Source organism: Alloyangia mangrovi, assembly GCF_002300555.2.
In the GTDB taxonomy this organism is placed as follows: Bacteria; Pseudomonadota; Alphaproteobacteria; order Rhodobacterales; family Rhodobacteraceae; genus Salipiger; species Salipiger mangrovi.
This window is the reverse complement of record NZ_NTHN02000011.1, coordinates 88,750-114,268: the sequence shown is the minus strand read 5'-3', so window position 1 is coordinate 114,268 and position 25,519 is coordinate 88,750. Positions and strand designations below refer to the sequence as shown.

Below are 25,519 nucleotides of genomic sequence, written 5' to 3'. Positions count from 1 at the left end.
TCCCGCAACCAAAACCCAGATCACAATCCACCGCCAGCGCCCAAACGGGCGCTTTACGCGTTTCGGCGCAGGGATGTGGAAGGCTTGTCTTTAAGCTCACGCGCCAAATCACCAAATTCAAAGAGTTTTCACCTGTATGCGAGAGTAGCTCGTTTCGAGATATATGACGGGCAAGACTTGTTTTCGAATTATTATTCTGTCGACGTGACGGTGAATGTCAGTTTTCTTGCGTGAATTTCGGAAGATATGGGTTGAATTATATTCCACTTTCCGACCCTGCTCAGTGATATCCATGTGAAAAAATTTGAATATCCGTTCCTTCATAGAGTCTCGAAATATTTAGTATATCCATTATTCTTTATTCGAGGCATCCCCAGCATTATCGGAAATAGTCCTCGCCACCACAGCTCTGTTGGCGATGGGTCGCTGAAGGCACTGGTGCACAAGGCCCTGCGATGCAGGCAATCTCCGCAAGTCTCCGGCGACCGAATCACTTCGCGCACCTCCATCCTTCAGCCGTCACTCAGTAATCAACTGCGTAGGATATTTCTTCTGGGCTTCGCGCGGTGACCTAAATGGAATTATATCCCGATGCCTTCGGAAATGAATAGCCGCCTACGTAACGTCATCACGTGCAAGTGCATTGCGGCACTGCCAAGGCTGGGTATTTTGCTTCAATTCGCAATCCCGGGCTTCCGGGGCCGCTTCTTGCCTAACGGAATGGGAGCGCGCAAAAACCGAATAGCAAGTCACCGCTACAGGGAGAGGATATGACCCGCATTTCGCGACTGACGATGACCGCCCTTCTGTCGAGCACCATGCTCGTTGCAGGGATCACCGCCGCCACCGCCGCCACCCATCCGGAAACCGGCGAGGAACTGGCCGCGGACCAGACCTTCACCTACCGCCTGCTCGACGACATCAGCTCGCTCGACCCGCAGATCGTCGAAGATGTTGACGGCTCGGACGTGGTTCGCGACCTCTTCGAAGGCCTGATGAACCAGGACGAGGAGGGCAACCTCGAGCCCGGTGTCGCAACCGGCTTCGACATCAGCGACGACAAGTTGACCTACACGTTCCACCTGCGCGACACCGCGGTCTGGTCGAACGGCGATCCGGTCACCGCCGAGGATTTCGTCTATGGCTGGCGCCGCGCCGTCGACCCGGCGACCGCCTCTCCCTACCAGTGGTTCATGGAACTGATGTCGGTCGCCAATGCCAAGGCGATCGTTGCCGGCGAGATGGCCCCCGAGGAACTGGGCGTGAAGGCGCTGGATGCACATACCTTCGAGGTCACCCTCAGCACCCCGGTCCCCTATTTCCCGCAGATGACCACCCATTCGACGACCTTCCCGGCGCCGCAGAAGGTGATCGAGGAGTTTGGTGCCGAGTGGACCAAGCCCGCGAACATCGTTTCCAACGGCGCCTACGTGCTGACCGAGTACCGCCCGGGCGAGCGTATCGTGCGCGAGCGCAATGCCAAGTACTGGGACAACGAGCACACCATCCTCGACAAGACCGTCGCGCTGGTGATCACCGATGAGAACGTGGCGCTGACACGCTACCTCGCCGGCGAGCTCGACCGCACCGACGTGCCCGCAGGCCAGTTCCCGCGCCTGAAGAAGGAGCACCCGGAAGAGGCGATCAGCTTCCCGCGCCTGTGCAACTACTACTACACGTTCAACCTCAGCGACTCCGGCCCCGAGGCGTTCAAGGACCCGAAGGTCCGCCAGGCGCTGTCGCTGGCCGTGGACCGTGACATCATCGCCAACAACGTGAAAGCGGGCGGCGAGCCGCCGGCCTACAGCTTCACCCCCGAGGCGGTTGCCGGCTTCACCCCGCCGCAGAGCGAGATGGCTTCGATGACCCAGGCCGAGCGCGACGCCAAGGCCAAGGAGCTCCTGGCAGAGGCCGGCTACGGCCCCGAGAACCCGCTCAGCTTCGAAGTCATGTACAACACCTCGGAGGCGCACGAGAAGATCGCCGTGGTGATGACCCAGATGTGGAAACAGAAGCTCGGCGTGCAGGCCAAGCTGGCAAACATGGAGTGGAAGGTCTTCCTCGACACCCGTGGTCGCCAGGCCTTCGACATGGCGCGCGGCGCATGGTGTGGTGACTACAACGAGGCCTCGACCTTCCTCGACCTGATTCAGAGCGAATCGGGCTACAACGACGGCAAGTACGCCAACCCCGAGTACGACAAGCTGCTCGCAGAGGCGAAGACGGCCGGGGACACCACGCCGCTCTACACCGCGGCAGAAGAGATCATCGCAACCGACACGCCGGTGATCCCGATCTACCACTACGCGGGCGTCTACATGATGGACAGCGACGTAGGGAACTGGCCGACCGAGAACGTCGAGCAGAACTGGTATTCGCGCAATCTCTACAAGATCGCCGAATAACCACCTCTAACCCGCCGCCCCTGCGCTCCGTGCTGCGGGGGCGGCGCCCTTTTCCGGATCCTCCAGAATGCTGACCTATGTCATTCGCCGCCTGCTGGTCGCGATCCCGACGATCTGTTTGCTGGTCGTCGCGTCCTTCCTGATGATGCATGTTGCACCGGGCGGGCCTTTCACCTCGGAGCGGCCGCTGCCGCCCGAAGTGCTGGCCAACATCAACGCGCAATACGGTCTCGACCAGCCGCTGTGGAAACAGCTCTGGGACTATTTCTACAACATCGTCGTGCATTTCGATTTCGGCCCGTCCTTCGTACAGAAGGACCGCAGCGTGAACGATATCATCGCGCAGGGCTTCCCGATCTCGCTGACCTATGGCGCGCTGTCTTTCCTGGCCGCCACCGCCGTCGGTGTGGGCCTTGGTATCGCCGCCGCCATCCGCCACAACAGCTGGGTCGACTACCTCGCGGTGTCGCTGGGCATTGCCGCGCAGGCGCTGCCGAACTTCATCATGGGCCCAATCCTGATCCTGACCTTCACGCTCTGGCTCGGCCTGCTGCCGGGTGGCGGCTGGAACGGTGGCCAGTGGCAGTATCTGATCATGCCGGTGATCGCGCTCTCCACCTCCTACATGGGCTCGATCGCGCGGATCACGCGCTCGTCCATGCTGGAAGTGCTGAACTCGAACTTCATCCGCACCGCCCGGGCCAAGGGCCTGAGCAACAGCGCCATCGTCTGGCGCCACGCGATGAAGCCGACGCTGCTGCCGGTGATCTCCTACCTCGGCCCGGTCTTCGTCTACGTGCTCACCGGCTCGGTCTTCGTCGACCTCTATTTCTCGACGGGCGGGCTCGGTCAGTCCTATGTGAGCTCGGCGCTGACCCGCGACTACGCGGTGCTCTTGGGGGTGACCATCCTCTACGGCGCGCTCACCGTCATCGTGAACCTGCTGACCGACCTGGCCTACGCCTGGTTCGATCCGAAAATCCGTTACTGAGGAGGCTGACCCCGTGTTCGGAAAATCCGAAAAGGCGGCGGAACTGGCCGCCGACATCACCGACTTCAAGGCCGTCCGCGGCCGCTCGCTCCTGCGCGACGCCATGGCGCGCTTCGTGCGCAACAAGGCCGCCATGGCCAGCGTCGTCGTTCTGGCGTTGATCGTGGCCTTCGTGATCATCGGGCCGCATTTCGCGGTCTGGGACAACGAGGAGATCGACTGGGCCCGCATGGGCGACATCCTCGCGCAGGGCGCGCCCTCGATCGAGACCGGCCACTTCTTCGGCCTCGACGAACTGGGCCGTGACCTCTACGCGCGCACCATCCAGGCAACCCAGACCTCGCTGCTGGTGGGCCTCATCGGTGCCGCCATGGCGCTGCTCGTTGGCACCGCCTGGGGCGTGATCGCGGGCTTCTACGGCGGCCGGCTCGACAGCATCATGATGCGCATCGTTGACATCCTTCTGGCGATCCCGCTGACGCTGATCCTGATCCTCATCCTCGTGGTGGCAGGGCGCAACTTCGTCACCCTGTTCATCGCGCTCGGCGCGGTCTCCTGGCTCACCATGGCGCGTATCGTGCGCGGCCAGACCCTGACCCTGAAGACCCGCGAGTTCATCGAGGCGGCCCGCGCCGGCGGTGTGAGCGAAAGTGCGATCATCTTCCGCCACATCCTGCCCAACCTCATCGGCGTGGTCATCGTCTACGCCTCGCTGCTGGTGCCCGAGATGATCCTTGCCGAAAGCTTCATCTCGTTCCTGGGCCTCGGCATCTCGGAACCCATGACCTCGCTCGGCCGGCTGATCGCCGAAGGCGCGGGCACCATGGGCTACGGCACGCTCTGGCAGCTTCTCTTCCCGCTGTTCTTCTACGTCACCATCATCATCACGATGTTCTTCATCGGTGATGGCCTGCGTGACGCCCTCGACCCGAAGGATCGCTGACATGACCATTCTTTCCGTGAAAGACCTCAAGGTCGGTTTCGAAACCCAGGACGGCCGTGTTCAGGCGGTCAAGGGCGTGTCCTTCGACATCCGCGAGGGCGAATGCCTCGGCATCGTCGGCGAGTCGGGCTCGGGCAAGTCGCAGAGCTTCATGGCGGCCATGGGCCTGCTGCCGAAGAACGGTCGGGCCACCGGCTCGGTGACGCTGCAGGGCTCGGAAATCCTCAACCTGCCGGTCTCGCAGCTCAACAAGGTGCGCGGCGACAAGGTCGGGATGATCTTCCAGGACCCGCTGACCGCGCTGACGCCGCACCTCAAGGTGGGCGAGCAGATGGCCGAGGTGCTGAAGGTGCACCGGGGCCTGTCGGGCCGCGACGCCGAGAAGCACTGCCTCGACTGGCTCGAGCGCGTGCGGATCCCCGAAGCCAAGCGTCGTCTCAAGCAGTATCCGCACGAGCTTTCTGGCGGGATGCGCCAGCGCGTGATGATCGCCCAGGCGATGCTCTGCGAGCCCAAGCTGCTGATCGCCGACGAGCCGACCACCGCGCTTGACGTGACCGTGCAGGCCGAGGTGCTCGACCTCATGGACCAGCTCAAGCGCGAGCTCGGCACCGCCATTGCCCTCATCACCCATGACATGGGCGTGGTGGCGCGCATGTGCGACCGCATCAAGGTCATGCGCCTTGGCGAGTTCGTCGAGGAAGGCGAGGTCACCGAGATCTTCTCGCAGCCGCGCCACGACTACACCCGCCGCCTGCTCGACTCGATGCCGCGCATCGACAAGGGGGAGGCCGGCGGCAAGGTCGAGGGCAAGGAAATCCTCCGCGTCGACGACATGAAGGTGCACTTCCCGATCAAGATCGAGGGCGGGCTCTTCGGCAAGACCGTGCCGCTGAAAGCGGTCAACGGCGTCAGCTTCGGCCTGCGCGCCGGTGAGACGCTGGGCATCGTTGGCGAGTCCGGCTGCGGCAAGTCCACGCTCGCCCGCGCCGTGCTGCGGCTGGTCGATCCCACCGGCGGCAACGTCAGCTGGCTTGGCAAGCCGCTGCACGCGATGGACAAGCAGGCGCTCAAGAAGGAACGCAAGGACCTTCAGATCGTCTTCCAGGACCCGCTGGCCAGCCTCGATCCGCGGATGACCATCGCCGATTCCATCGCCGAGCCGCTGAAGACCTACCGCCCCGAGCTGACCAAGAGCGAGCGGCGCGAGGAAGTGCTCAAGATGATGACCCGCGTGGGTCTGGAGCCGGAGAAGTACAACCGCTACCCGCACGAGCTCTCGGGCGGCCAGAACCAGCGCGTGGGTATCGCCCGGGCGATGATCAACCGGCCCAAGCTGATCATCTGCGACGAGGCGGTCTCGGCGCTCGACGTGTCGATCCAGGCGCAAATCGTGAAGCTGCTGAAGGAGCTTCAGGCCGAGTTCGGCATGTCGATGCTGTTCATCTCGCACGACCTGTCGGTGGTGCGCGAGATCTCGAACCGCATCATGGTGCTCTACCTCGGCCGCGTGGTCGAGATGGGCGACGCCGAGACGATCTGCGCGCAGCCCGCGCATCCCTACACCCAGTCGCTGATTTCGGCCGTGCCGATCCCCGACCCGGTGGCGGAGCGTGCGCGCACCCGCATCCGCCTGCCCGGCGAGCTGCCTTCGCCGCTCGATGCCAAGGCGGCACTGCGCTTCCTGCCCTCGCGGTTGGCGGCGGGTGACGTGGACTACGTGCCGCAGCTCGACCAGATCGCGCCGGGCCATTACGTGGCCGAGCATGACGACCTCGAACGGATCATGAAGTCCGACGCGGCCTGAAGGGGGCGCAGAGCCAAAGACAGGGGCGGGCCTTTGGGCCCGCCTTTTTTTTCTGCCGGCCCCTGAGTGAGGGCAGAAGGCCGCAAAACCGGCTCGCGCAGGTCGCCGATCTTGGCACCGAAAACACAAAAGGCGCCCCGAAGGGCGCCTTTGTGTAAATGGTCGGAGTGAGAGGATTCGAACCTCCGGCCCCTGCCTCCCGAAGACAGTGCTCTACCAGGCTGAGCTACACTCCGACCGTGCCGCGCGGAGTACCCTAGGCTCCGGTCTTTGGCAAGGGCCTATTCGCCCCTTTTTCACGCCTTTTCATCATGCGCAGCAGAGGGCCGACCCGCAGCGTGGTTCCAAACTCGATCCGGGTGCGCGTGCGCAGCACCGGGGTGTTCTCGGAGGACTTCGCACGGCCCTCGCGCAGCACGATATAGACGCCGCTGCCGATGATCAGCACCGCCCCGAGAAGGGTGATGGAATCGGGATATTCGTTGAAGAAGAGCGCGCCATAAAGCGTGGCCCAGAGGAGTTGCGAGTATTGCATCGGGGCGACGATCACCGCCTCGCCCGAGCGGTAGGCGGTGATCAGCAGCGCACCACCGGCCAACGCCAGAAGCGCCATCAGCGCGACGCCGCCAAGATGCTCGATCGGCATCGGGTGATAGACGAACGGCAGGGCGCAGCCCATGATGATGAAGTTCGCCATCATCGGGTATAGCAGCAGCACAACCGAGCGCTCCTCCTGGCCGATTTTGCGCACGATGATCGACGAAAGGCTGCCGAAGACCGCTGCCACCAGCGCGGCGGCATGGCCCAGCGTCAGCTCGGTGGCGCCGGGGCGCAGCACCACGATGACCCCCGCCAGACCCACCAGAACCGCCATCCAGCGGCGAAGGCGCACCTGCTCGCCAAGGATGGGGATCGCCAGCACGGTGATCAGCAGCGGCTGCGCGAAGATGATCGCATAGGTCTGCGCCAGCGGCAGCACCGAGAAGGCGTAGAAGGCGCAGAGCCCGGTGATCACCGCCGAGACGGTGCGCAGGGCGGTCCACCACGGATGGATCGGGCGCAGGTTGCCGGCGGTCGTGTCGCGGATCAGCATGAGGCTGACCAGCGGGAAGCTCAGCAACACCGAGAAGAAGACGATCTGCACTGGGCTGTAGTCGGCGCCGAGGAATTTCACGATGACGTCGTGAGTCGAGTAAATGCCAAAGGTAATCAGCGCGATGAGCGCGCCTTTTGCGTTAGATCCCATGTGCTGGTCCATTCGTTCCGACTTGGAGCCAAGGGTTAGCGCCAAATGGTGGGAATTCAACGAAGGACCGTGCGGAACATGAAAACGGGGCGGCCCTTGGCCGCCCCGCTCAATCGTTCACCGCAGGTGCGGCTCAGAGGCTCTCGTCGAGCGCCTCGAGGATCGCGGTGCCCATTTCCGAGGTCGAGACCGGCTGCTTGCCTTCCTCGCCGAGCAGGTCCGCGGTGCGGTAGCCCTTGGCGAGAACGGCTTCGATCGCCTGCTCGAGGCGGGTCGCCTCGTCGCCCTTGTCGAAGCTGTAGCGCAGCGCCATAGCGAAGCTGAGGATGCAGGCGATAGGGTTCGCCTTGCCCTGGCCGGCGATGTCGGGGGCCGAGCCGTGCACCGGCTCGTAGAGCGCCTTGGGACGGCCGTTGGCCATCGGCGCACCCAGCGAGGCCGAGGGCAGCATGCCGAGCGAGCCGGTCAGCATCGCCGCGAGGTCGGACAGCAGGTCGCCGAAGAGGTTGTCGGTGACGATCACGTCGAACTGCTTGGGCCAGCGGGTGAGCTGCATGGCGCCGGCGTCGGCGTACATGTGGCTCAGTTCCACGTCGGGATACTCGGCGTCGTGGATTTCCTGCACGACGTCGCGCCACAGGATGCCCGATTCCATCACGTTGGCCTTCTCCATGGAGCAGACCTTGTTGTTCCGCTTGCGCGCCATCTCGAAGGCGGAGCGGGCCACTCGGGCGATCTCGCTCTCGGTGTAGCGCTGGGTGTTGATGCCGACGCGCTCGTTGCCTTCCTTGATGATGCCGCGGGGCTCACCGAAGTAGACACCCGAGGTCAACTCGCGGATGATCATGATGTCGAGACCCGCCACCACGTCCTTTTTCAGCGACGAGAAGTCGGCCAGCGCGTCGAAGCACTGGGCGGGGCGCAGGTTGGCGTAAAGGTCCATTTCCTTGCGCAGGCGCAGCAGGCCGCGCTCGGGCTTCACCGAGAAGTCGAGCTTGTCGTATTTCGGGCCGCCCACGGCGCCGAGCAGAACGGCGTCCACTTCCTGCGCCTTGGCCATGGTCTCGTCGGTCAGCGGCGTGCCATGCGCGTCATAGGCGCAGCCGCCCACGAGGTCTTCGCTGACATCGAATTTCAGGCCGCGCTTGTCGCCGAACCAGTCGATGACACGGCGGACCTCTGCCATCACCTCGGGGCCGATGCCGTCGCCGGGCAGGATGAGAAGCGAAGGGTTGCTCATGGAAAGTCTCTCCTCGGAATGTTGCGCAATCGCCTAGCGGAGAGGGGCGGAATGGTCAAGAAATCAGGGGCGTTTCGCAATTTCAGGGAAACGAAAGCGTGACCCTCACCAGCCGGTGCGCCTGGTCCGGCAGCGGCTCCCTGACCTGCGAATGGCTCACCTTCACGTCGGCCGAGGGCAGGATGTAGCTGACCCGCAGCGGTCCAGTGCTGGGCCAAAGGGCGGTGGGCAGTCCCGGCAGCGGGTCCTGAAGACGCGGATCCGCAAGCCGCTCCTGCATCTCCCCATGCAGGCCATCGCCCTGCTGCGGATCAAGATTGCCGTTTCCGATCAAGAGGTAAGGCGCGGCAGGCGGAGGGCCGAGCGCGCCATCCATGTAGCGCGACCAGAGCGCGATCTCATCCGCGTTGCGTCGGCCATTGCGATCCTCCGGCCCGTCGAAGACCGGTGGCGTGGCGGCAAAGCAGAAGAGCAACAGCGGGCCGGAGCCGGTCTCCAGCCGAAGCACCCAGTGGCCGGTCGAGGACAACCGTTGCACATGCGCCGCAGGGTCCGTGGCCAACATCCGGCTGCCGGGCAGGTCGCGCCAGAGCAGTGCCGAGAAATCCTCGACCAGTGTGACCGGCCACCGCGACAGCAGCGCCATGCCGTGCTGGCCGGTGAACTCGCCGTAGCCCTGCGCATCGCGCGGCCCGCCAAGCCGGCCGTCGCCGTCGAGATCGGCGCCACTTGCCATGCCGGAATTCGGCCTGAGGGCGAAGACATGGGGATAGGAGGCGTCGCGCTCCTTCAGCCGGGCCTGCAGTTCGGTCAGCGCCGAAAGGCCGAGGTCGAAATCCATGTCGGTCAGCAGCAAGAGATCGGCCTCTGCCGCGGCGATCTCGTCCAGCACAGAGGGCAGGGGCGGGCGCATCTCGGCAAGGTCGCGGAGCAGCAGGCCGGGGCCCTTGCGGCTGAGATCGGCGTGCCAGGTGGCGAGGGTGACCTCTTCGGCCCTTACCGGCAGCGCGGCGGCAAGCAGCAGGCAGGTGGTCAGAGGGATGGCGCACACAAGCGCCCGCAGCCGGCTCAGACGGTCTGCACCTCGGCCTCCGCCTGCGCGTAGGCGCGGCGGCGCTTTTCCTCGATCAGGGCGGCGATGCGCGCCAGCGCCACACCGCGCATGATCAGGCTTGCCGGAAGGAAGGCCCATGCGCTTATCGTCCAGATCAGGGTCTGCGGCTCGGTCAGCGACAGCAGGTTGATCGTCTGCGAAGCCAGCTTCATCACCGCCGGGATCAGGAATGGCAGAAGAACCCCTAAGGCCACGTTAACATTGCCGTCGCGGTTGAGCCGGTAGAGCACATCCTTGCCGACGGTTGGATCGAAGAGCGGCAGGTTCACCCAGAAGTTGAAAGCGCCATGGCGGATCGGCCAGTTCAGCAGCCGTACCACCAGCACGAAGCCGATCACGCTGACAAGCGAGAGCGCATAGGCCAGCCCGGCGTAGCTGCGGATGCGGTCGACGTCCTTGGGGCCCATCTCGTTGGTGGCCAGCAGCACCATCAGCCGCACCGGGGAGAAGGGGAAATCGAGCCAGTGGCCCGCCGCGGTCGCAACGCGGTCGAGCGCGTTCGTCAGTGGCGACGGAACGATCTCGCCCCGGCTGATCAGGGTGAGCACGAGCACCGTGGTGAGCAGCGCGAGAAAGCGCAGCCGGTTGAACGGAGGGGCGTCGCGGAACTCGATGATCGAGGGGTAGTCGCCGACGTATTCGACAAAGGTCAGCAGCGCCGCGACCAGCGCGAGCAGTGCCGTGATCTGCGCCATGTCCGCGCCGCCGGGCAGCATGACCGCGGGCATCGCAATGACCAAGGCCACTGCAATGGCGCGTACAGCCGCTTTGACAAAGCGCGTGATCACCATCTCTGCCCTTTCGGTCGTGCCGGACCGGATGCTGTCCCGCATCCCTGTCGCCCTTCGGGTGCTGATCTGCACCCTTGTTGTTCACTGACCCCGCCGCGCTGGCGGATTGCCTCATTATTGCCCAATTTCTGCCTTCTTTCCGAGCGCGCGGCAAGTGTGCCCGAAAGGGACGCGCGAAATCTGGCGGTTTCATGGTCGAAAAGGTGCGAAATTGCATCAACCCCTAATGCCGATGCCGGGAGAGTGTCGCGCGAGCGCGCGTCGTCCGAGGCGCGGGGCACGGCGGCGCCCGGGATGGTTTCCTGTCTCTTTCCTGTTGTTTTACAATGGAAATCACTACGGAAACCGACCCGAACCGGGTGTGCCTGAAGAAGGCTGGGCCGGGTCTCGCGCGGCACGCGCGAGCTGCGCTGCGTCATAGTCACCTTCAGGGTGAATTCCAAGATGTTTGACCTGTCGCAAGGCCGACCGCAGAGTTTCCATGGTCTGACCGATGCCAGAGCGACACCCGGAGGGAGCGGCAATGTACCAGGCACTGACAGTGGAGGAAGCGGTGGCGCTGATCCCGGATGGGGCGAGCGTGATGCTCTCGGGCTTCATGGGAGTAGGCACGCCGGACCGGGTGGTGGCGGCGCTGGCGGCCTCGGGACGCCGCGATCTTACCGTCATCGTCAACGACGCGGCGCGTCCCGACTGCGGCGTCGGCCCGCTGGTCAAGGCACGCTGCCTGCGCAAGTTCATCGGCAGCCACATCGGCCTCAATCCCGATGTGCAGGAGCAGATGGCCGCGGGCACCCTCGAGGTCGAGCTGGTGCCGCAGGGAACGCTGGTGGAGCGCATCCGCGCGGCGGGCGTGGGTCTCGGCGGGGTGCTGACGCCGACCGGGTTGGGCACCAGGGTGGCCGAGGGCAAGCGGGTGATCGAGGTCGAGGGCAAGCCCTACCTGCTCGAGCCGCCGCTCAGGGCCGATTTCGCGCTGATCGCTGCGCGCAGCTGCGATTACGTGGGCAACCTGACCTACATGCTCACCGCGACAAATTTCAATCCGATCATGGCGCTGGCGGCGAAGACCGTCATCGCCGAGCCCGAGGAGATCGTGCCGGTGGGGATGATCCCGCCCGACGCGGTGAAGACCCCCGGCGCATTGGTCGATCACGTGATCCGGAGGGTGGCATGACCGAGGCAGTTATGGGTCCCAAGGAGCTCATCGCCCGTCGCTGCGCTGCCGAGGTGAAGCCGCACACGCTGGTCAACCTCGGCATCGGCATCCCGACGCTGGTGTCGGACCACCTCGACGAGGGCATGGGCGTCTTCTTCCAGGCCGAGAACGGCGTGGTGGGCATGGGGCGGCGCCCGCCCGAGGGCATGTCGGACCGCCATCTCACCGACGCGGGCGGCAGCTTCGTTTCGGCGGTGCCGGGGGCCTCGACCATCGACAGCGCCTTTTCCTTCGGTCTGATCCGCGGCGGGCATCTCGACCTGACGGTGCTGGGCGGGCTGCAGGTCGATGAGCGCGGCTATCTCGCAAACTGGATGATTCCCGGGGTCTACGTACCCGGCATGGGGGGGGGCGATGGATCTGGTAACCGGGGCGAAGCGGGTGATCGTGGCGATGATCCATGCGGCCAAGGACGGCACACCGAAGATCGTGCCGGAATGCACCCTGCCGTTGACCGCCAAGCGGCGGGTCGATCTCATTGTCACCGAAATGGCGGTGATCCGCCCCGAGGAGGACGGGCTGCACCTGATCGAGACCGCCCCGGGCGTCACAGTGGGCGAGGTGCGCGCGGCGACCGGCGCGGCGCTGATCGTGACGGGGGATGTCCCGGCGATGGACCTGACGCGCAGCTGTTGAGGCAGGAAGGGGGCTCTGCCCCCGCCGCGCTGCGCGCGACTCCCCCGGGATACTTGAGCCTAGAAGAAATACGGGCCGCGGCTTCTTCTAGGGTCAAATATCCCCGCCGGAGGCAGCCCAAGGGCGGGGCCCGCGAAGTGTTGGGGGAGAATGGAAAAGGGCTGTCCCCGCGGGGACAGCCCTTCGTGTTCGCGGCGCGTGCCGGAGGCTCAGACCCAGGGGCGGGACTGCGCGGCCTGTGCCTCGAAGCTGTCGATGGCTCCGGCCTTTTCCATGGTCAGGCCGATGTCGTCGAGCCCCTCGACCAGGCAGTGCTTGCGGAAGGGGTCGACTTCAAAGGCGAATTCCTCGCCGTCCGAGGTGGTGACCACCTGGTTCTCCAGATCCACGGTCATGCGGGCGTTGGCGCCCTTCTCGGCATCCTTCATCAGCACGTCCACGACGTCCTGCGGCATGACGATGGGCAGCATGCCGTTCTTGAAGCAGTTGTTGTAGAAGATGTCGGCGAAGGAGGTGGAGATCACCACCTTGATGCCGAAGTCGGCCAGCGCCCAAGGGGCGTGTTCGCGCGACGAGCCGCAGCCGAAGTTGTCGCCGGCGACGATCACCGAGGCCTCGCGGTAGGCGGGCTGGTTCAGCACGAACTCGGGGTTTTCCGAGCCGTCGTCGAGGTAGCGCATCTCGTCGAAGGCATGCACGCCGAGGCCGGAGCGCTTGATCGTCTTCAGGAACTGCTTGGGGATGATCATGTCGGTGTCGATGTTCACCAGCGGCATGGGCGCCGCGATCCCGGTCAGCTTCTCGAATTTTTCCATCTGTCCCTCCTTGGGGATGGGGCGGGTCCGGGGGCACATCTGATGCACAACTCATGCACGGGGCATGTGGCTGCGCGGGTGCCCGGCCGGATCCGCCGGACTTGGGGAAGGGGTCCCCGTGGGGACCCCGGGATCGCTTACGCCTCGGCCGGCGCGGCCATCAGGTCGCGCACGTCGGTGAGGTGGCCGGTGACCGCCGCCGCCGCCGCCATGGCCGGGGACATGAGGTGGGTGCGCCCGCCCTTGCCCTGACGGCCCTCGAAGTTGCGGTTCGAGGTGGCCGCGCAGCGCTCGCCGGGGGCGAGCTGGTCGGGGTTCATCGCCAGGCACATGGAGCAGCCGGCAAGCCGCCACTCGAAGCCCGCGTCGATGAAGATCTGCGCAAGGCCCTCTTCCTCGGCCTGGGCGCGGACGAGGCCGGAGCCCGGCACAACCATGGCGCGCATGCCGTCCTTGACCTTCTTGCCCTTGAGGATCTCGGCCGCGGCGCGCAGGTCCTCGATCCGGCCGTTGGTGCAGGAGCCGATGAACACCGTGTCGATCTTGATGTCGGTCAGCTTCTGGCCGGCCTCGAGGCCCATGTACGACAGCGCGCGCTTGGCCGCCTCGACCTTGCCGCCGCTGAAGCTCTCGGGCGCGGGCACCACGTCGGTGATCGCCAGCACGTCCTCGGGCGAGGTGCCCCAGGTCACGACGGGAGCGATGTCCTCGCCCTTGATCGTCACGACCTTGTCCCAATGCGCGTCGTCATCGGAGAAGAGCGTCTTCCACCAGGAGTGCGCGGCCTCGAACTGCGCGCCCTTCGGTGCGTGCGGGCGGCCTTTGACATATTCGAAGGTGGTCTCGTCCGGCGCGATAAGGCCGGCGCGGGCGCCGCCCTCGATGGCCATGTTGCAGACGGTCATCCGGCCTTCCATCGACAGCGAGCGGATCGCCTCGCCGCAATACTCGATGACGTAGCCGGTGCCGCCACCGGTGCCGGTGTGACCGATGACCGAGAGCGTGATGTCCTTGGCGGTGACGCCCGGGCGCAGCTGGCCGGTGATCTCGACCTTCATGTTCTTGGACTTGGACTGGATCAGCGTCTGGGTGGCGAGCACGTGCTCGACCTCGGAGGTGCCGATGCCATGCGCCAGCGCGCCGAAGGCGCCGTGGGTGGCGGTGTGCGAATCGCCGCAGACCACGGTCATGCCGGGAAGCGTCCAGCCCTGCTCGGGGCCGACGATGTGCACGATGCCCTGGCGGACGTCGCTCACCGGGTAGTAGTTCACGCCGAAGTCACGGGCGTTCTTGTCGAGCGCCTCGACCTGGATGCGGCTCTCCTCGTTCTCGATGCCGCTTTCCCGGTCGAGCGTCGTCGGCACGTTGTGGTCGGGCACGGCGATGGTGCGCTCGGGCGCGCGGACCTTGCGGCCGGACATGCGCAGGCCCTCGAAGGCCTGGGGCGAGGTGACCTCGTGCACGAGGTGGCGGTCGATGTAGAGCAGGCAGGTGCCATCTGCGTCCTGCTGGACGACGTGGGCATCCCAGATCTTGTCGTAGAGCGTCTTGCCGGACATGGGGGTCCTCTCGGGGTGTAGATGTCTTGGAATTTGGCTGGGCTTGGCGCAGGTCGAAAGCCCCCGCGCCGGGGCGGGCTGCAAGACAGCCTTATAGGCGCGCCAGAACCGTGAAGTTCGCGCCGTGGAACCGTTCGCGCAGACGCACGCGGTCGCCGAGGTCAAGAAGCCGAGTCATGCCGCGGGGATACTCCTTTGCCGCGCGCCGATCAACCCGTCGCGCGCGCGGCTGCAACGATTGGAACTTTCGCGGAGGCGGCGCGTAGTTTTGTTACCGCATTGGAGGAGAGACGATGTCCTTGATGAATGCCATGCATCTGATCCTGATCGCCACGCTGCTCTGGGGGCTCTTGTGGAGCCTGCCGCAGGCAGAGGCGCAGGAGATCACCCTGCATCTGCCGAAGCGCTGAGACGAGCACCCGGTGCAGCGCAGGTGCTCTTGGCCAGGGGCCGTCAGGCCCTTGAGCCGAAACGATCGTGGTGCCACCCTGCCCGGGTGAGGAGACCCGCGAGCGCATGAACCCGGAAACCGATCTGCCGCCGACCGACCTGACGCCCTTCGAGGCGCTGCAGCAGACCGGGCTGACCCTGCTGGGGCAGATCGACACCTTCCTCGCCATCGTGCTGCGTCCCTGGATGTTCTACCAGGTCGGGATCGCGTTGGTCCTTTTCCTGCTGGCGCATCTGCTGCGGGCGCTGATCGGGCCATGGATCTACGAGTGGATGCGGGCCCGCGAGGGTTGGCCGAAATGGCGCATCAGGCTGCTGGTCGTGCTGCACCGGCGGCTGCGGATGATCATCTTCGTGGCGCTCCTCTGGCTGGTGATCAGCGTGATGCAGCAGATCACCTGGCCGTCGCGCACCTATCTTCTGGAAATCATCGCGCAGCTGTCGAGCGCCTGGTTGGTGATCGCGCTGGTTACCCGGCTGATCGGCAACCCGGCGCTGCGCTCGCTGGTGCGCTACGGCGCCTGGGGCTACGTGACCATCTGGATCCTCGGGCTGACCGACGAGGCGCAGGCGCTGCTGGAGAGCGCGGCGGTCAGCTTCGGCAACTCCAATCTCTCGCTATGGCTGATCCTGCAGGCGGTGGTGATCCTGGTGGCGCTGGTGGCGCTGGCGCGGTTCCTGGCCACCGCCGGCGCGGCGAGCATTCGCCGCAACGAGGGCATCAGCCCCTCGATGCAGGTGCTCGCGGTCAAGTTCCTGCAGGTGGCGCTCTACGGTGCGGCCTTCTTCCTGGCACTGAAGCTGGCGGGGGTCGACCTGACGGGACTCGCGGTGCTCTCGGGTGCCATCGGCGTCGGCCTCGGCTTCGGCTTGCAGAAGGTGGTGTCGAACCTCGTGTCGGGGATCATCATCCTGCTCGACAAGTCGATCAAGCCGGGAGACGTGATCTCGATCGGCGAGACCTTCGGCTGGATCAACGCGCTCGGCGCGCGCTACGTGTCGATCACCACCCGCGACGGCAAGGAATACCTCATCCCGAACGAGGACATGATCACCGGGCAGGTGGTCAACTGGTCGCATTCGAACGAGTTGGTGCGGGTCGATATCCTCTTTGGCACCTCCTACGGCGACGATCCGCACCTTGTGCGCAAGGTGGCCATCGAGGCCGCGCAAAGCGTCGGCCGCGTGCTGAGCAGCCGTCCGCCGGTCTGCCACATCACCGGCTTCGGCGACAGTTCGGTCGACTACATCCTGCGGTTCTGGATCATCGATCCCTCGCAGGGGCTGACCAACATCCGGGGCAATGTGTTCCTCGCGCTCTGGGACGCATTCAAGGAAAACGGCATTTCGATCCCCTTCCCGCAGCGCGAGGTGCGGGTGCTGGGCGAGGGCGCCGCGGCCCCCCGCGTGGAGGCGGCCGAAGGCGAGGTGACGGAACGTCCCGGCTGACAGCCGTGCCGCGCTGCGGCATGGTCCGCGCGACTTGCAGACGCAGCGGAAAGGGAGAGCCGTCATGTCTTTCGAATTTTCTGACGACATCGTCATCCTCGGCGGGGCGCGCACCGCCATCGGCACCTTCGGTGGTGCACTGAAATCCGTGCCACCGATCGAGCTCGGCACGACGGCGGCCAAGGCGGCGCTGGAGCGGGCTGGCGTCGAGGGCGGCCAGATCGGCCATGTCGTCTTCGGCCACGTGCTCAACACCGAGCCGCGCGACATGTACCTGTCGCGGGTCGCCGCGATTCAGGCGGGCATTCCCGACACCACCCCGGCGATGAACGTCAACCGGCTCTGCGGTTCGGGCGCGCAGGCGATCGTCTCGGGCGTGCAGGCGCTGATGCTGGGCGATGCCGACTTCGCGCTTGTCGGCGGTGCCGAAAGCATGAGCCGGGCGCCCTACATCATCCCGGATCAGCGCTGGGGCCAGAAGATGGGCGACATCCGCACCGTCGACATGATGCTCGGCGCGCTGAACTGCCCCTTCGGGACCGGCCACATGGGCATCACCGCCGAGAACGTGGCCAAGGAGAACGACATCTCGCGCGAGGCGCAGGACGCCTTCGCGCTGGAGAGCCAGCAACGCGCGGCCAAAGCCATCGAGGCCGGGTTCTTCAAGGAGCAGATCGTGCCGGTGGAGATCGCCTCGCGCCGCGAGACCGTGGCCTTCGACACCGACGAGCACCCCAAGGCGACCTCGCTGGAGAAGCTGGCCGGGCTGCGCCCGGCCTTCGACCGTGAAGGCTCGGTGACGGCGGGCAACGCTTCGGGGCTCAACGACGGTGCAGCGGCGCTGGTGCTGGCGCGCGGCGGGGCCGCTGCGGCAGCGGGGCTGACGCCGAAGGCGCGTGTGCTGGGCTATGCCCACGCCGGGGTCCGCCCCGAGGTCATGGGCATCGGCCCGGTGCCGGCGGTGGAAAACCTGTTGGCGCGCACCGGTCTTTCGCTCTCGGACTTCGACGTGATCGAGAGCAACGAGGCCTTTGCCGCGCAGGCGCTGGCGGTGAACAAGGGGTTGGGGCTCGACCCGGCGAAGGTCAACCCCAACGGCGGGGCCATCGCGCTTGGCCACCCGATCGGCGCCACCGGCGCGATCCTCGCGGTCAAGGCGCTCTACGAGCTTGAGCGTACCGGCGGGCGCAAGGCGCTGATCACCATGTGCATCGGTGGCGGGCAGGGCATCGCGCTGGCCATCGAGCGGGTCTGAGGGGCTGGGGGTGCAAAGGGGGCTCTGCCCCCGTCCGCTGCGCGGACCCCCCGGGATATTTGCACCTAGAAGAAAGCGGGGCGTTTCGCGGGCAGGGTCCCGCGGCGCTCAGAGCTCGACGCGTTTCCACAGGCCGGGGTAGAGTGTCGGAAAGCCCTGGGGATCGACGGTGATCTGGGCGATATGGCCTGTCTGCGCCGATTCGTACCCGACCAGCCCGCCACGCTCGCGGGTGTAGCTCTGGTCGAGCGGGTCGAGCCGCGGGCCGGGCAGGCGCAGCCACGCGGCGCAGACGCTCAGCCGCCCGACCTCGGGCAGGCGGCGCAGCGGCATCAGGTTGGTGGCCGGGGTGAAGGCAAAATCCACGTCGGTGCAGTCGGAGAGCCCCGGCTGCTCTTCGCCGTTCAGCAGCCAGGCGCCGTTCTGCCGGGTGAGCCGCGTGCGCACTTCCTCGCCGCCGGCGGTGCCGGTGACATCGGCGCTGCGCGTCAGCCAGTCCGGCCCGCAGCGCACCACGTAGTCGAGCGCCGCCCAGCCGGTGCCATCGCGGAAGCGCGCGTGGCCGACCAGCATGTAGCCATCTTCGTGCCGGGCGAGGCGGCACTTGTCCTCTCCGTCGCGGTCGAGGGCGCGCCAGCGGATGGTGGCCAGCGTCTCGCTCATGCGGTCGCGCCGGGGCTGGTGGCGAGGCCGGTGTTGGGGCGACCGGGGGCACCGGGGATGAAATGGGGCATGTCCAACTCCTCTCAAAGTCGGCTTTACCATGGTGCCCCTGCCCATAGGTAAAGGCAAGCGGGCGTTTTGCATCGGTTTTCTTAAGACGATCTTCACCTTGCTGCGCCCATTCTGGCGGGGGCGCAGAGGGCTTGGAGCATGGGGCCTGTAGCATGGATGTCGCGGCACGGCTGGCCGAGGAACGGCGCGCGCGCCTCGCGGCGGAGCGCCTGCTGGAGTTGAAGCAGGCGGAGCTTTTTGCCGCCAATCGCAAGCTGAATTCCCACGCGCGCCAGCTCAGTCACGAGATCACCGAGACCCGGGCCGAGGTTGCCACCGTGCGCGACGAGAACCTGCGGGTGAAGACCCAGCTCGGCGCCGCGCACCAGAAGATCGAGCTGGTCGAGGGGCAACTCTGGACCGCGCTGGCCTGCATGCGCGACGGGCTGGCGAGCTTCAACGCCGAGCGGCGGATGGAGATGGCCAATCCCGCCTGGCTGGCGCTTTTCGACGGGCTCGACACGATCCGTCCCGGCGCGGGCTATGCGCATGTGCTCGACATGATGGTCGAGGAGGGGATCGTCGACCTGCAGGGCGAGCATGGCGACGACTGGCGCGCCCGCATGGCCGCCCGCTGGCAGGCCGACCCCATCCCCACCGAAACCATCCGCATCTACACCGGACAGTTCCTGCAGCTGCAGGACCGGCACCTTCCCGACGGCGGGGTGGTGACGCTGAGCTTCGACATCACCGACCTGATGCGGATGTGGTCTGCCCTGGAGGAGCTGCCGGACGGCTTCGTGCTCTACGATGCCGAGGACCGGCTGTTGATGTGCAACGGCACATACCGCGAGATCTACGCCGCGAGCGCCCCGGCGATCTTTCCCGGTGCGGTCTTCGAGGACATCCTGCGGTACGGGCTCGACCACGGCCAGTACCTCGAGGCGGAAGGCCGCGAGGAGGCCTGGCTCGAAGAGCGGCTGGCGGCGCATCGCGGCGCCGAACGCGCGCTCGAGCAGCAGCTCGGCGACGGGCGCTGGCTGAGGGTCTACGAGCGCCCGGTGTCGGACGGCGGGCGGGTTGGCCTGCGCATCGACATCACCGAGGCCAAGCGCATCCAGCAGGAGCTCGAGGAGGCGCGGCGCCGGGCCGAGATCGCCAGCCACGCGAAATCCACCTTCCTCGCCAACATGAGCCACGAGATCCGCACGCCGATGAACGGTGTCGTGGGCATGGCCGAGCTCTTGATGGAGGGGCCGCTTGGTGCCGAGCAGCGGCTCTATGCCGAGACCATCCGCAGTTCGGGCGAGGCTCTCTTGCTGATCATCAACGACATTCTCGACTATTCCAAGATCGAGGCGGAGCGGATGGTGATCGCCGCCGAGCCCTTCGATCTCGGCCGCGCCATCGACGAGGTCGCGCGGCTGCTGATGCCTGCGGCGCAGGAGAAGGGCGTGGCGCTGCGGGTGGTCTATCCGTCGGAGCTGCCGCGGTGCTTCATCGGAGATGCCGGGCGGATCCGGCAGATTCTCACCAATCTCGCCGGGAACGCGGTGAAGTTCACCGCCGAGGGGCATGTGGCGATTTCGGTCTCGGGGCGGATCGAGGGTGTCATCGCGCAGCTCGAGATCCGGGTCGAGGACACCGGCATCGGCATCTCTCCGGACAAGCTCGAACACATCTTCGGTGAGTTCAACCAGGTGGAGGACGCGCGCAACCGCAGCTTCGAGGGCACCGGGCTCGGGCTCGCCATCACCCGGCGGTTGGTGGACATGATGGGCGGCGCGCTGCGGGTCTCCTCGGAGCTCGGCAAGGGGGCGGTCTTCGGGCTTCATCTGCCGCTGCCGCTGGCGGAGGGCGCGGCGGAGCCCGACGTGCCCGAGGCCAAGGAGGCGCCGGCCCTGCCGGGTCTCGACGTGCTCTTGGCCGAGGACAACCGCACCAACCAGCTTGTCTTTCGCAAGATGGCCGAGGCGCTGGGGCGCGATCTCGCTCTGCGCTTCGCCTGCGACGGCGCCGAGGCGGTGGGGGCATTCGCGGCGCGGCGGCCAGACCTTGTATTCATGGACATCTCGATGCCGGGGATGGATGGCAAGGAGGCGACGCAGCGGATCCGCGCGCTGGAAGGAGAGGGGCCGCGGGTGCCGATCATCGCGGTCACCGCCCATGCCATGAGCGGCGATCGCGAGGCGCTGCTCGCGGCGGGGCTCGACGATTACCTCACCAAGCCTTTGCGCAAGGCCGAGCTGGCCCGGCTGATCGAACGCTGGGGTGGGGAGGGCGCGGCCTCGGGGGCCGCGCAGCACTCGGAGTCAGAGCTGCCGGCGGATCAGGCGGCGTTGGAATAGGGGCGGATGAAGACCGGCTGATCCGGTGTCGAGCGGTGCTCGTCATAGGCATAGCCGCCGAGGTCGAAGTCGCGCAGCCCCTCGGGGTCGGTGATGCGGCGGGTGACGATGAAGCGCGCCATCGCGCCGCGGGCGCGCTTGGCGTAGAAGCTGACCACCTTGGGCGCGCCGTCCTTGTCCTCGAGGAACTGCGGGGTGATCACCCGCAGCTTCAGCGCCTTGGGGTCGACCGCGCCGAAGTACTCCTGGCTGGCGCAGTTCACCAGAACCTCGGCACCGGTGGTCTCGCCCTGGGCGTTCAGCGCCTGCGAGAGCTGATCGCCCCAGTAATCGTAGAGCGACTTTCCGCGGCTGGTCTTCAGGCGCGAGCCCATCTCCAGCCGGTACGGCTGGATCGCGTCGCGCGGACGCAGCACGCCGTAGAGGCCCGAAAGGATGCGCAGGTGATCCTGCGCGTAGTCCATCTCCTCTGGATCGAGCGAGCTGGCGTCGAGCCCCTGGTAGGTATCCCCGGCAAAGGCCAGCGCGGCGGGGCGCAGCGCCTCGATCTCGGGCTCTGCGGCGTAGTCGCGGAAGCGCTCGTGGTTGAGATTTGCGAGACTGTCCGACAGGTGCATGAGCTTCTTCAGGTCACCGGGCGTGAGATCGCGCGCGGTCTTCACCAGCGCCAGCGCATCCTCGCCGAAATCCGGCGTTGTCATCTCAGTCTCACGGGGGGCCCAATCCAGCTTCTTTGCGGGCGAAATCACCACGAGCATTGCGCGGTCACTCCTTGAACAGATCCAGAACTTGGAACGGTTCTAACCAGCTTCGACGAGGAGGTCCATAAAGGCCGGACCGAAGCGGACAAAACGTCGCTCCCCGAGAATCCGCTCCAGATCCTCGGGTGCCGGATCGCGCAGACCGGCGATCTTGGCGAGCAGCGAAGCCGAGCAGGAGAGCGGCTTCTCGGTGCCATCCTCGCCGCGGATCAGCTCGGCCTGGGCGCTCATCAGCCGGTCGTAGAGATCGCCGGTGCCGCGCGCCGCGGCGCGCATGCGCAGCGGATGCGTCTCTTCCGGGGCCCCGCCGGTGATCACCGAGAGGAACTCGGCGCCGTAGCGTTCCAGCTTCTTGGCGCCGACGCCCGAGATCGCGCCCATCTGGTCCAGGGTCTCGGGGCGGCGCTCGGCCATCTCGATCAGCGTGCGGTCGGGGAAGATCATGTAGGCGGGCAGCGAGGCCGCCTCGGCCAGCGCGCGGCGCTTGGCCTTGAGCGCCGACATCAGCGGCGCGTCCTCTTCGCGGACCAGCGTCTTGACCTGCGGGCGGCGCTCGGCGGCCTTGTCGATCACGTCGCGCAGCGCGATGCTTTCCTCGCCGCGCAGGATCGGCCGCGCCGCTTCGGTCATCACCAGCGCGCCGTGGCGCTCGGGGTCGGGGCGGACAAGGTCACGCCCCATCATCTGCCGGAAAACGGCCTGCCATTGGCCCTTCTTCAGGTCTTTGCCGACGCCGAAGGTCGGCAGCCCATCGTGGCCGCGCTGGCGCACCTTGTCGGTCTCATTGCCCAGAAGGATGTCGATCAGGTGCCCGGCGCCGAAATTCTCGCCGGTGCGCAGCGCGGCCGAGAGCGCCTTGCGCACGGCCTCTGTGCCGTCGAATACCTCGGGCGGGCTGTCGCAGAGATCGCAGTTGCCGCAGGGCTCGGCCGCTTCGCCGAAGTAGCGCAGCAGGGTCTGGCGGCGGCATCCCAGCGCCTCGGCCAGCCCGAGGAGCGCGTTGAGCCTTCCATGGTCGGCAACCCGGCGCTCGGGCGGCGCCATGCCCTCGTCGATCTGGGCGCGGCGCAGGCGGATGTCGTCGGCGCCGTAGAGCGTGAGCGTTTCCGCAGGCGCCCCGTCGCGCCCGGCGCGACCGATCTCCTGGTAATAGGCCTCGATGCTTTTCGGCAGGTCGGCATGGGCGACCCAGCGGATGTCGGGCTTGTCGACCCCCATGCCGAAGGCGACCGTGGCGCAGACGATGAGACCGTCTTCGGTGGCAAAGCGTTCCTCGACGGCGCGGCGGGCCTCGGCCTCCATGCCGCCATGGTAGAAGCAGGTCGGGTGGCCCTCGTCTCCGAGCGCCTTCGACAGCGCTTCGGTCTTGGCGCGGGTGCCGCAGTAGACGATCCCCGAGCGGCCGCGGCGGGCGGCGGCAAAGCGCAGGATTTGCGCGCGCGGGCTGTCCTTGGGCGCAAAGGCGAGGTGGATGTTGGGCCGGTCGAAGCCGCGCAGGAAGGTTTCGGGCTGCTGGCCGTCGAAGAGCCTAGTGACGATCTCGGCCTGGGTTTCCTGGTCTGCGGTGGCGGTGAAGGCGGCGATCGGCACGCCGAGCGCGCGGCGCAGCTCGCCGATGCGCAGGTAATCGGGGCGGAAATCATGCCCCCACTGGCTGACGCAATGCGCCTCGTCCACGGCGATGAGCCCGACGCCTGCCTGCGCCAGCATCCGCTGCGTGCCGGTCGAGGCGAGCCGTTCCGGTGCGAGGTACAAGAGCCGCAGCGAGCCGTCCTCGAGCGCCTGCCAGACTGCGTCGGTCTCTTCCTGGGTGTTGCCCGAGGTCAGCGCGCCCGCCGCCACTCCGGCCTCGCGCAGGCCGCGCACCTGGTCGCGCATCAGCGCGATCAGCGGCGAGATCACCACGGTCAACCCGCCGCGCAGCAGCGCCGGAAGCTGGTAGCAGAGCGACTTGCCGCCCCCAGTCGGCATGATGGCCAGAACGTTGTGCCCCGCCGCCACGGCCTCGACGATCTCGCCCTGACCGGGACGGAAGGCGTCATAGCCGAAAATATCCTTCAGCAGCGCCTCGGCGGGCGCGGTGTCGCGTGGCATGGGCTGGGGCCTGATTATGTGTGACTGCTCTACAACGCAGACTCTCACACTAAGATTCGGTGAACAAGGCCCCGCGCCCTATCCGACGCGGTGTTCCCTGCGGCGGGCAGCGGGTTTGCGTATTTTGAAAGAGAAGAAAGCCGCGCGGCGGGGTCTTCTTCTAGGCAAAAATATCCCGGGGGTGAATTCGCGCAGCGAAGAGGGGGCAGCGCCCCATCTTGCGGGGTTTCAATCCGGGTCGACCTTGCCGCGCATGGCCTTGACCTCGCCGCGTTCCTTCTTGGCCTTAATCCGACGGTTCTTCGAGCCGAGCGTCGGCTTGGTGGCGATGCGGCGGCGCGGCTTTTCCAGCGCCTTGCGGATCAGTTCGGCGAGGCGCTCGCGGGCGATCTCGCGGTTTCGGGCCTGGCTGCGGGTGTCCTCGACCTGCAGGATCAATGCGCCGTCCTTGCTCCAGCGGCGCCCGGCGAGGCGCTTGAGCCGTGCCTTCACCGGGCCGGGCAGGTTCGGCGAGCGCTCGGCCTCGAAACGCAGCTCGACGGCGGTGGAAACCTTGTTGACGTTCTGCCCGCCGGGGCCGGAGGCGCGGATGAACTGCTCGGTGAGCTCCCAGTCCTCGATGTTTATGGTGTCGGTGATGCGCAGCATGGGGCGGACATTAGCGCGGCGCCGGGGCGGCGCAAGCCGGTTGCGCTGTCGCCGGAGGCACAAACGGCCCGCGCCGGTGAGGGTGCGGGCCGTTTCTGAACGTCGCTGTCGAATTGGAAATGGGCCACGCGGCCTGTCGCGTGACCCATTCGAGACGTCAAGGAGGCGGGGCCGGTTAGGGCAGCGCCAATTCGGGTTCCTTCACGCCAGGGGCTGCCCTAGCGTACTGCCCTCCGAACTGTCCCAACACCCTTCTCCAATGCTTCTCTAGACACTGGATCACCTCCTTTCAGCTGTTTTGAAAACGCAATTTCAGGGTGCCATGGAAAAGCACATCCGCAAAGCGTTTTTGCAGCCTCAGGCAATTGCCCTAGAGGAAAGTGCCTTCGAAACGATCATTCGGAAGGGCACGAGAGCAAGGATCGCCAGCGACAGCTTCACCATCCAGTCGGCGAGCCCCAGCGAGACCCAGAGCGGCACGATCGGGCCAGCGCCGAGCAGCGGCAGCATCTCGTTGGCCCAGGACACGTCGTTGCCCGGCTCGAGGAAGCTCAGCGAACCGGCGAAGGCCACCGAGAAGAAGATCGCAGTGTCGAGCGAGCTGCCGACCAGTGTGGACGCCAGGGGCGCGCGCCACCAGGCACCGTCCCGCAGCTTGTCGAAGATGCTCACATCCATCAGCTGCGCCGCGAGGAAGGCGGCGCCCGAGCCGATGGCGACGCGCAGCGTCACGGCGGGGTAGCTGTAGCCATCGCCCTGCAGCATCACCTGGGTGCCGATCAGCGAGCAGATCACCCCGGTGACGAAGCCGGCGAGCACCACCTTGCGTGCGGCCCTTACGCCGTAGAGGCGGTTCATCAGGTCGGTGACCAGAAAGGCGACGGGATAGGTGAAGGCGCCCCAGGTCAGCCATTGGCCGAAGAGGATCTGCACGAGGATGTTCGAGGCCAGCACGGTGGCGGCCATGGCAAGAATGCCGGGAAGATAGGAGCGTGTCATGAGGGTGACCCGTTTTACAAGGTGGCGGGGAACTC

General features: G+C 66.3%; 21 protein-coding genes, 1 tRNA gene and 1 pseudogene. 11 read left to right on the top strand and 12 right to left on the bottom strand.

Features of this window, described 5'->3' with window-relative positions:
- The 5 genes from CLG85_RS08575 to CLG85_RS08555 all read left to right on the top strand — a co-directional run.
- Window positions 1-234: hypothetical protein (locus tag CLG85_RS08575; protein ID WP_260348708.1), on the top strand; the 234-nt coding region annotated here is incomplete at its 5' end.
- Between the two features lie 536 nt (window positions 235-770).
- Window positions 771-2,405 carry a peptide ABC transporter substrate-binding protein gene (locus CLG85_RS08570; protein WP_095881853.1) on the top strand — a complete coding sequence of 545 codons (1,635 nt, stop codon included), beginning with the start codon at window positions 771-773 and terminating at the stop codon, window positions 2,403-2,405.
- Between the two features lie 67 nt (window positions 2,406-2,472).
- Window positions 2,473-3,396 (top strand): ABC transporter permease subunit, encoded by a 924-nt coding sequence (locus CLG85_RS08565; protein WP_095881854.1) that lies wholly within the window; start codon window positions 2,473-2,475, stop codon window positions 3,394-3,396.
- Between the two features lie 13 nt (window positions 3,397-3,409).
- Window positions 3,410-4,339: an ABC transporter permease subunit gene (locus CLG85_RS08560; protein ID WP_095881855.1), complete on the top strand. Its 930-nt coding sequence runs from the start codon at window positions 3,410-3,412 to the stop codon at window positions 4,337-4,339.
- Between the two features lies 1 nt (window position 4,340).
- A complete protein-coding gene (locus tag CLG85_RS08555) occupies window positions 4,341-6,146 on the top strand; it encodes an ABC transporter ATP-binding protein (protein WP_095881856.1) in 1,806 nt (601 codons plus the stop codon).
- A 159-nt stretch (window positions 6,147-6,305) separates the two neighbouring features.
- Here the strand turns inward: CLG85_RS08555 and CLG85_RS08550 are convergent.
- From CLG85_RS08550 to CLG85_RS08530, 5 genes are all read right to left on the bottom strand, one after another.
- Window positions 6,306-6,382, bottom strand: a tRNA-Pro gene (locus tag CLG85_RS08550).
- A gap of 20 nt (window positions 6,383-6,402) precedes the next feature.
- The gene (locus CLG85_RS08545; protein WP_095881857.1) at window positions 6,403-7,392 is read right to left on the bottom strand and encodes a DMT family transporter; all 990 of its coding nucleotides are present in this window, start codon (window positions 7,390-7,392) and stop codon (window positions 6,403-6,405) included.
- A gap of 133 nt (window positions 7,393-7,525) precedes the next feature.
- Complete coding sequence (gene leuB, locus CLG85_RS08540) at window positions 7,526-8,632, bottom strand: 3-isopropylmalate dehydrogenase (protein ID WP_095881858.1); 1,107 nt, start codon at window positions 8,630-8,632, stop codon at window positions 7,526-7,528.
- A gap of 82 nt (window positions 8,633-8,714) precedes the next feature.
- Window positions 8,715-9,683, bottom strand: a complete 969-nt coding sequence (locus CLG85_RS08535) for an endonuclease/exonuclease/phosphatase family protein (protein ID WP_176476557.1) — start codon at window positions 9,681-9,683, stop codon at window positions 8,715-8,717.
- Between the two features lie 17 nt (window positions 9,684-9,700).
- Window positions 9,701-10,474 (bottom strand): hypothetical protein, encoded by a 774-nt coding sequence (locus tag CLG85_RS08530; RefSeq protein ID WP_224847602.1) that lies wholly within the window; start codon window positions 10,472-10,474, stop codon window positions 9,701-9,703.
- A 4-nt stretch (window positions 10,475-10,478) separates the two neighbouring features.
- On the opposite strand from CLG85_RS08530, the gene CLG85_RS08525 reads away from it, so the two are divergent.
- From CLG85_RS08525 to CLG85_RS08515, 3 genes and pseudogenes are all read left to right on the top strand, one after another.
- Entirely contained in the window at window positions 10,479-10,625 is a 147-nt protein-coding gene (locus CLG85_RS08525; RefSeq protein WP_176476558.1) for a hypothetical protein, read from the top strand.
- A gap of 435 nt (window positions 10,626-11,060) precedes the next feature.
- Window positions 11,061-11,714 (top strand): CoA transferase subunit A, encoded by a 654-nt coding sequence (locus CLG85_RS08520; protein WP_095881859.1) that lies wholly within the window; start codon window positions 11,061-11,063, stop codon window positions 11,712-11,714.
- An 11-nt stretch (window positions 11,715-11,725) separates the two neighbouring features.
- Window positions 11,726-12,392 (top strand): annotated as a pseudogene (locus tag CLG85_RS08515) (3-oxoacid CoA-transferase subunit B).
- A gap of 209 nt (window positions 12,393-12,601) precedes the next feature.
- Here CLG85_RS08515 and leuD read toward each other — a convergent pair.
- On the bottom strand, window positions 12,602-13,207 hold the full coding sequence (leuD, locus tag CLG85_RS08510; protein ID WP_095883892.1) for a 3-isopropylmalate dehydratase small subunit: 606 nt from the start codon (window positions 13,205-13,207) through the stop codon (window positions 12,602-12,604).
- Between the two features lie 137 nt (window positions 13,208-13,344).
- Window positions 13,345-14,766 (bottom strand): 3-isopropylmalate dehydratase large subunit, encoded by a 1,422-nt coding sequence (leuC, locus tag CLG85_RS08505; protein WP_260348707.1) that lies wholly within the window; start codon window positions 14,764-14,766, stop codon window positions 13,345-13,347.
- A 516-nt stretch (window positions 14,767-15,282) separates the two neighbouring features.
- Between leuC and CLG85_RS08500 the strand changes: the two genes are divergently transcribed.
- The gene (locus tag CLG85_RS08500; RefSeq protein WP_095883893.1) at window positions 15,283-16,665 is read left to right on the top strand and encodes a mechanosensitive ion channel family protein; all 1,383 of its coding nucleotides are present in this window, start codon (window positions 15,283-15,285) and stop codon (window positions 16,663-16,665) included.
- A gap of 64 nt (window positions 16,666-16,729) precedes the next feature.
- A complete protein-coding gene (locus tag CLG85_RS08495; protein ID WP_260348704.1) occupies window positions 16,730-17,920 on the top strand; it encodes an acetyl-CoA C-acyltransferase family protein in 1,191 nt (396 codons plus the stop codon).
- A gap of 108 nt (window positions 17,921-18,028) precedes the next feature.
- Here the strand turns inward: CLG85_RS08495 and CLG85_RS08490 are convergent, their stop codons facing one another.
- Window positions 18,029-18,583 carry a putative glycolipid-binding domain-containing protein gene (locus tag CLG85_RS08490; protein WP_224847612.1) on the bottom strand — a complete coding sequence of 185 codons (555 nt, stop codon included), beginning with the start codon at window positions 18,581-18,583 and terminating at the stop codon, window positions 18,029-18,031.
- 224 nt (window positions 18,584-18,807) lie between these two features.
- Here CLG85_RS08490 and CLG85_RS08485 point away from each other — a divergent pair, with 224 nt between their 5' ends.
- Window positions 18,808-20,982, top strand: coding sequence for a PAS-domain containing protein (locus tag CLG85_RS08485; RefSeq protein ID WP_095883118.1), 2,175 nt, complete (start codon window positions 18,808-18,810; stop codon window positions 20,980-20,982).
- Here the strand turns inward: CLG85_RS08485 and yaaA are convergent.
- The 4 genes from yaaA to CLG85_RS08465 all read right to left on the bottom strand — a co-directional run bounded on the left by yaaA (window position 20,964) and on the right by CLG85_RS08465 (window position 25,484).
- The gene (gene yaaA, locus CLG85_RS08480; protein WP_095883117.1) at window positions 20,964-21,740 is read right to left on the bottom strand and encodes a peroxide stress protein YaaA; all 777 of its coding nucleotides are present in this window, start codon (window positions 21,738-21,740) and stop codon (window positions 20,964-20,966) included. The genes CLG85_RS08485 and yaaA overlap by 19 nt on opposite strands.
- 42 nt (window positions 21,741-21,782) lie before the next feature.
- On the bottom strand, window positions 21,783-23,837 hold the full coding sequence (gene recQ / locus CLG85_RS08475) for a DNA helicase RecQ (RefSeq protein ID WP_260348702.1): 2,055 nt from the start codon (window positions 23,835-23,837) through the stop codon (window positions 21,783-21,785).
- Between the two features lie 228 nt (window positions 23,838-24,065).
- On the bottom strand, window positions 24,066-24,485 hold the full coding sequence (arfB, locus tag CLG85_RS08470; RefSeq protein ID WP_095883115.1) for an alternative ribosome rescue aminoacyl-tRNA hydrolase ArfB: 420 nt from the start codon (window positions 24,483-24,485) through the stop codon (window positions 24,066-24,068).
- Between the two features lie 357 nt (window positions 24,486-24,842).
- Window positions 24,843-25,484 carry a queuosine precursor transporter gene (locus CLG85_RS08465; RefSeq protein WP_095883114.1) on the bottom strand — a complete coding sequence of 214 codons (642 nt, stop codon included), beginning with the start codon at window positions 25,482-25,484 and terminating at the stop codon, window positions 24,843-24,845.
- Between the last annotated feature and the right edge of the window lie 35 nt (window positions 25,485-25,519).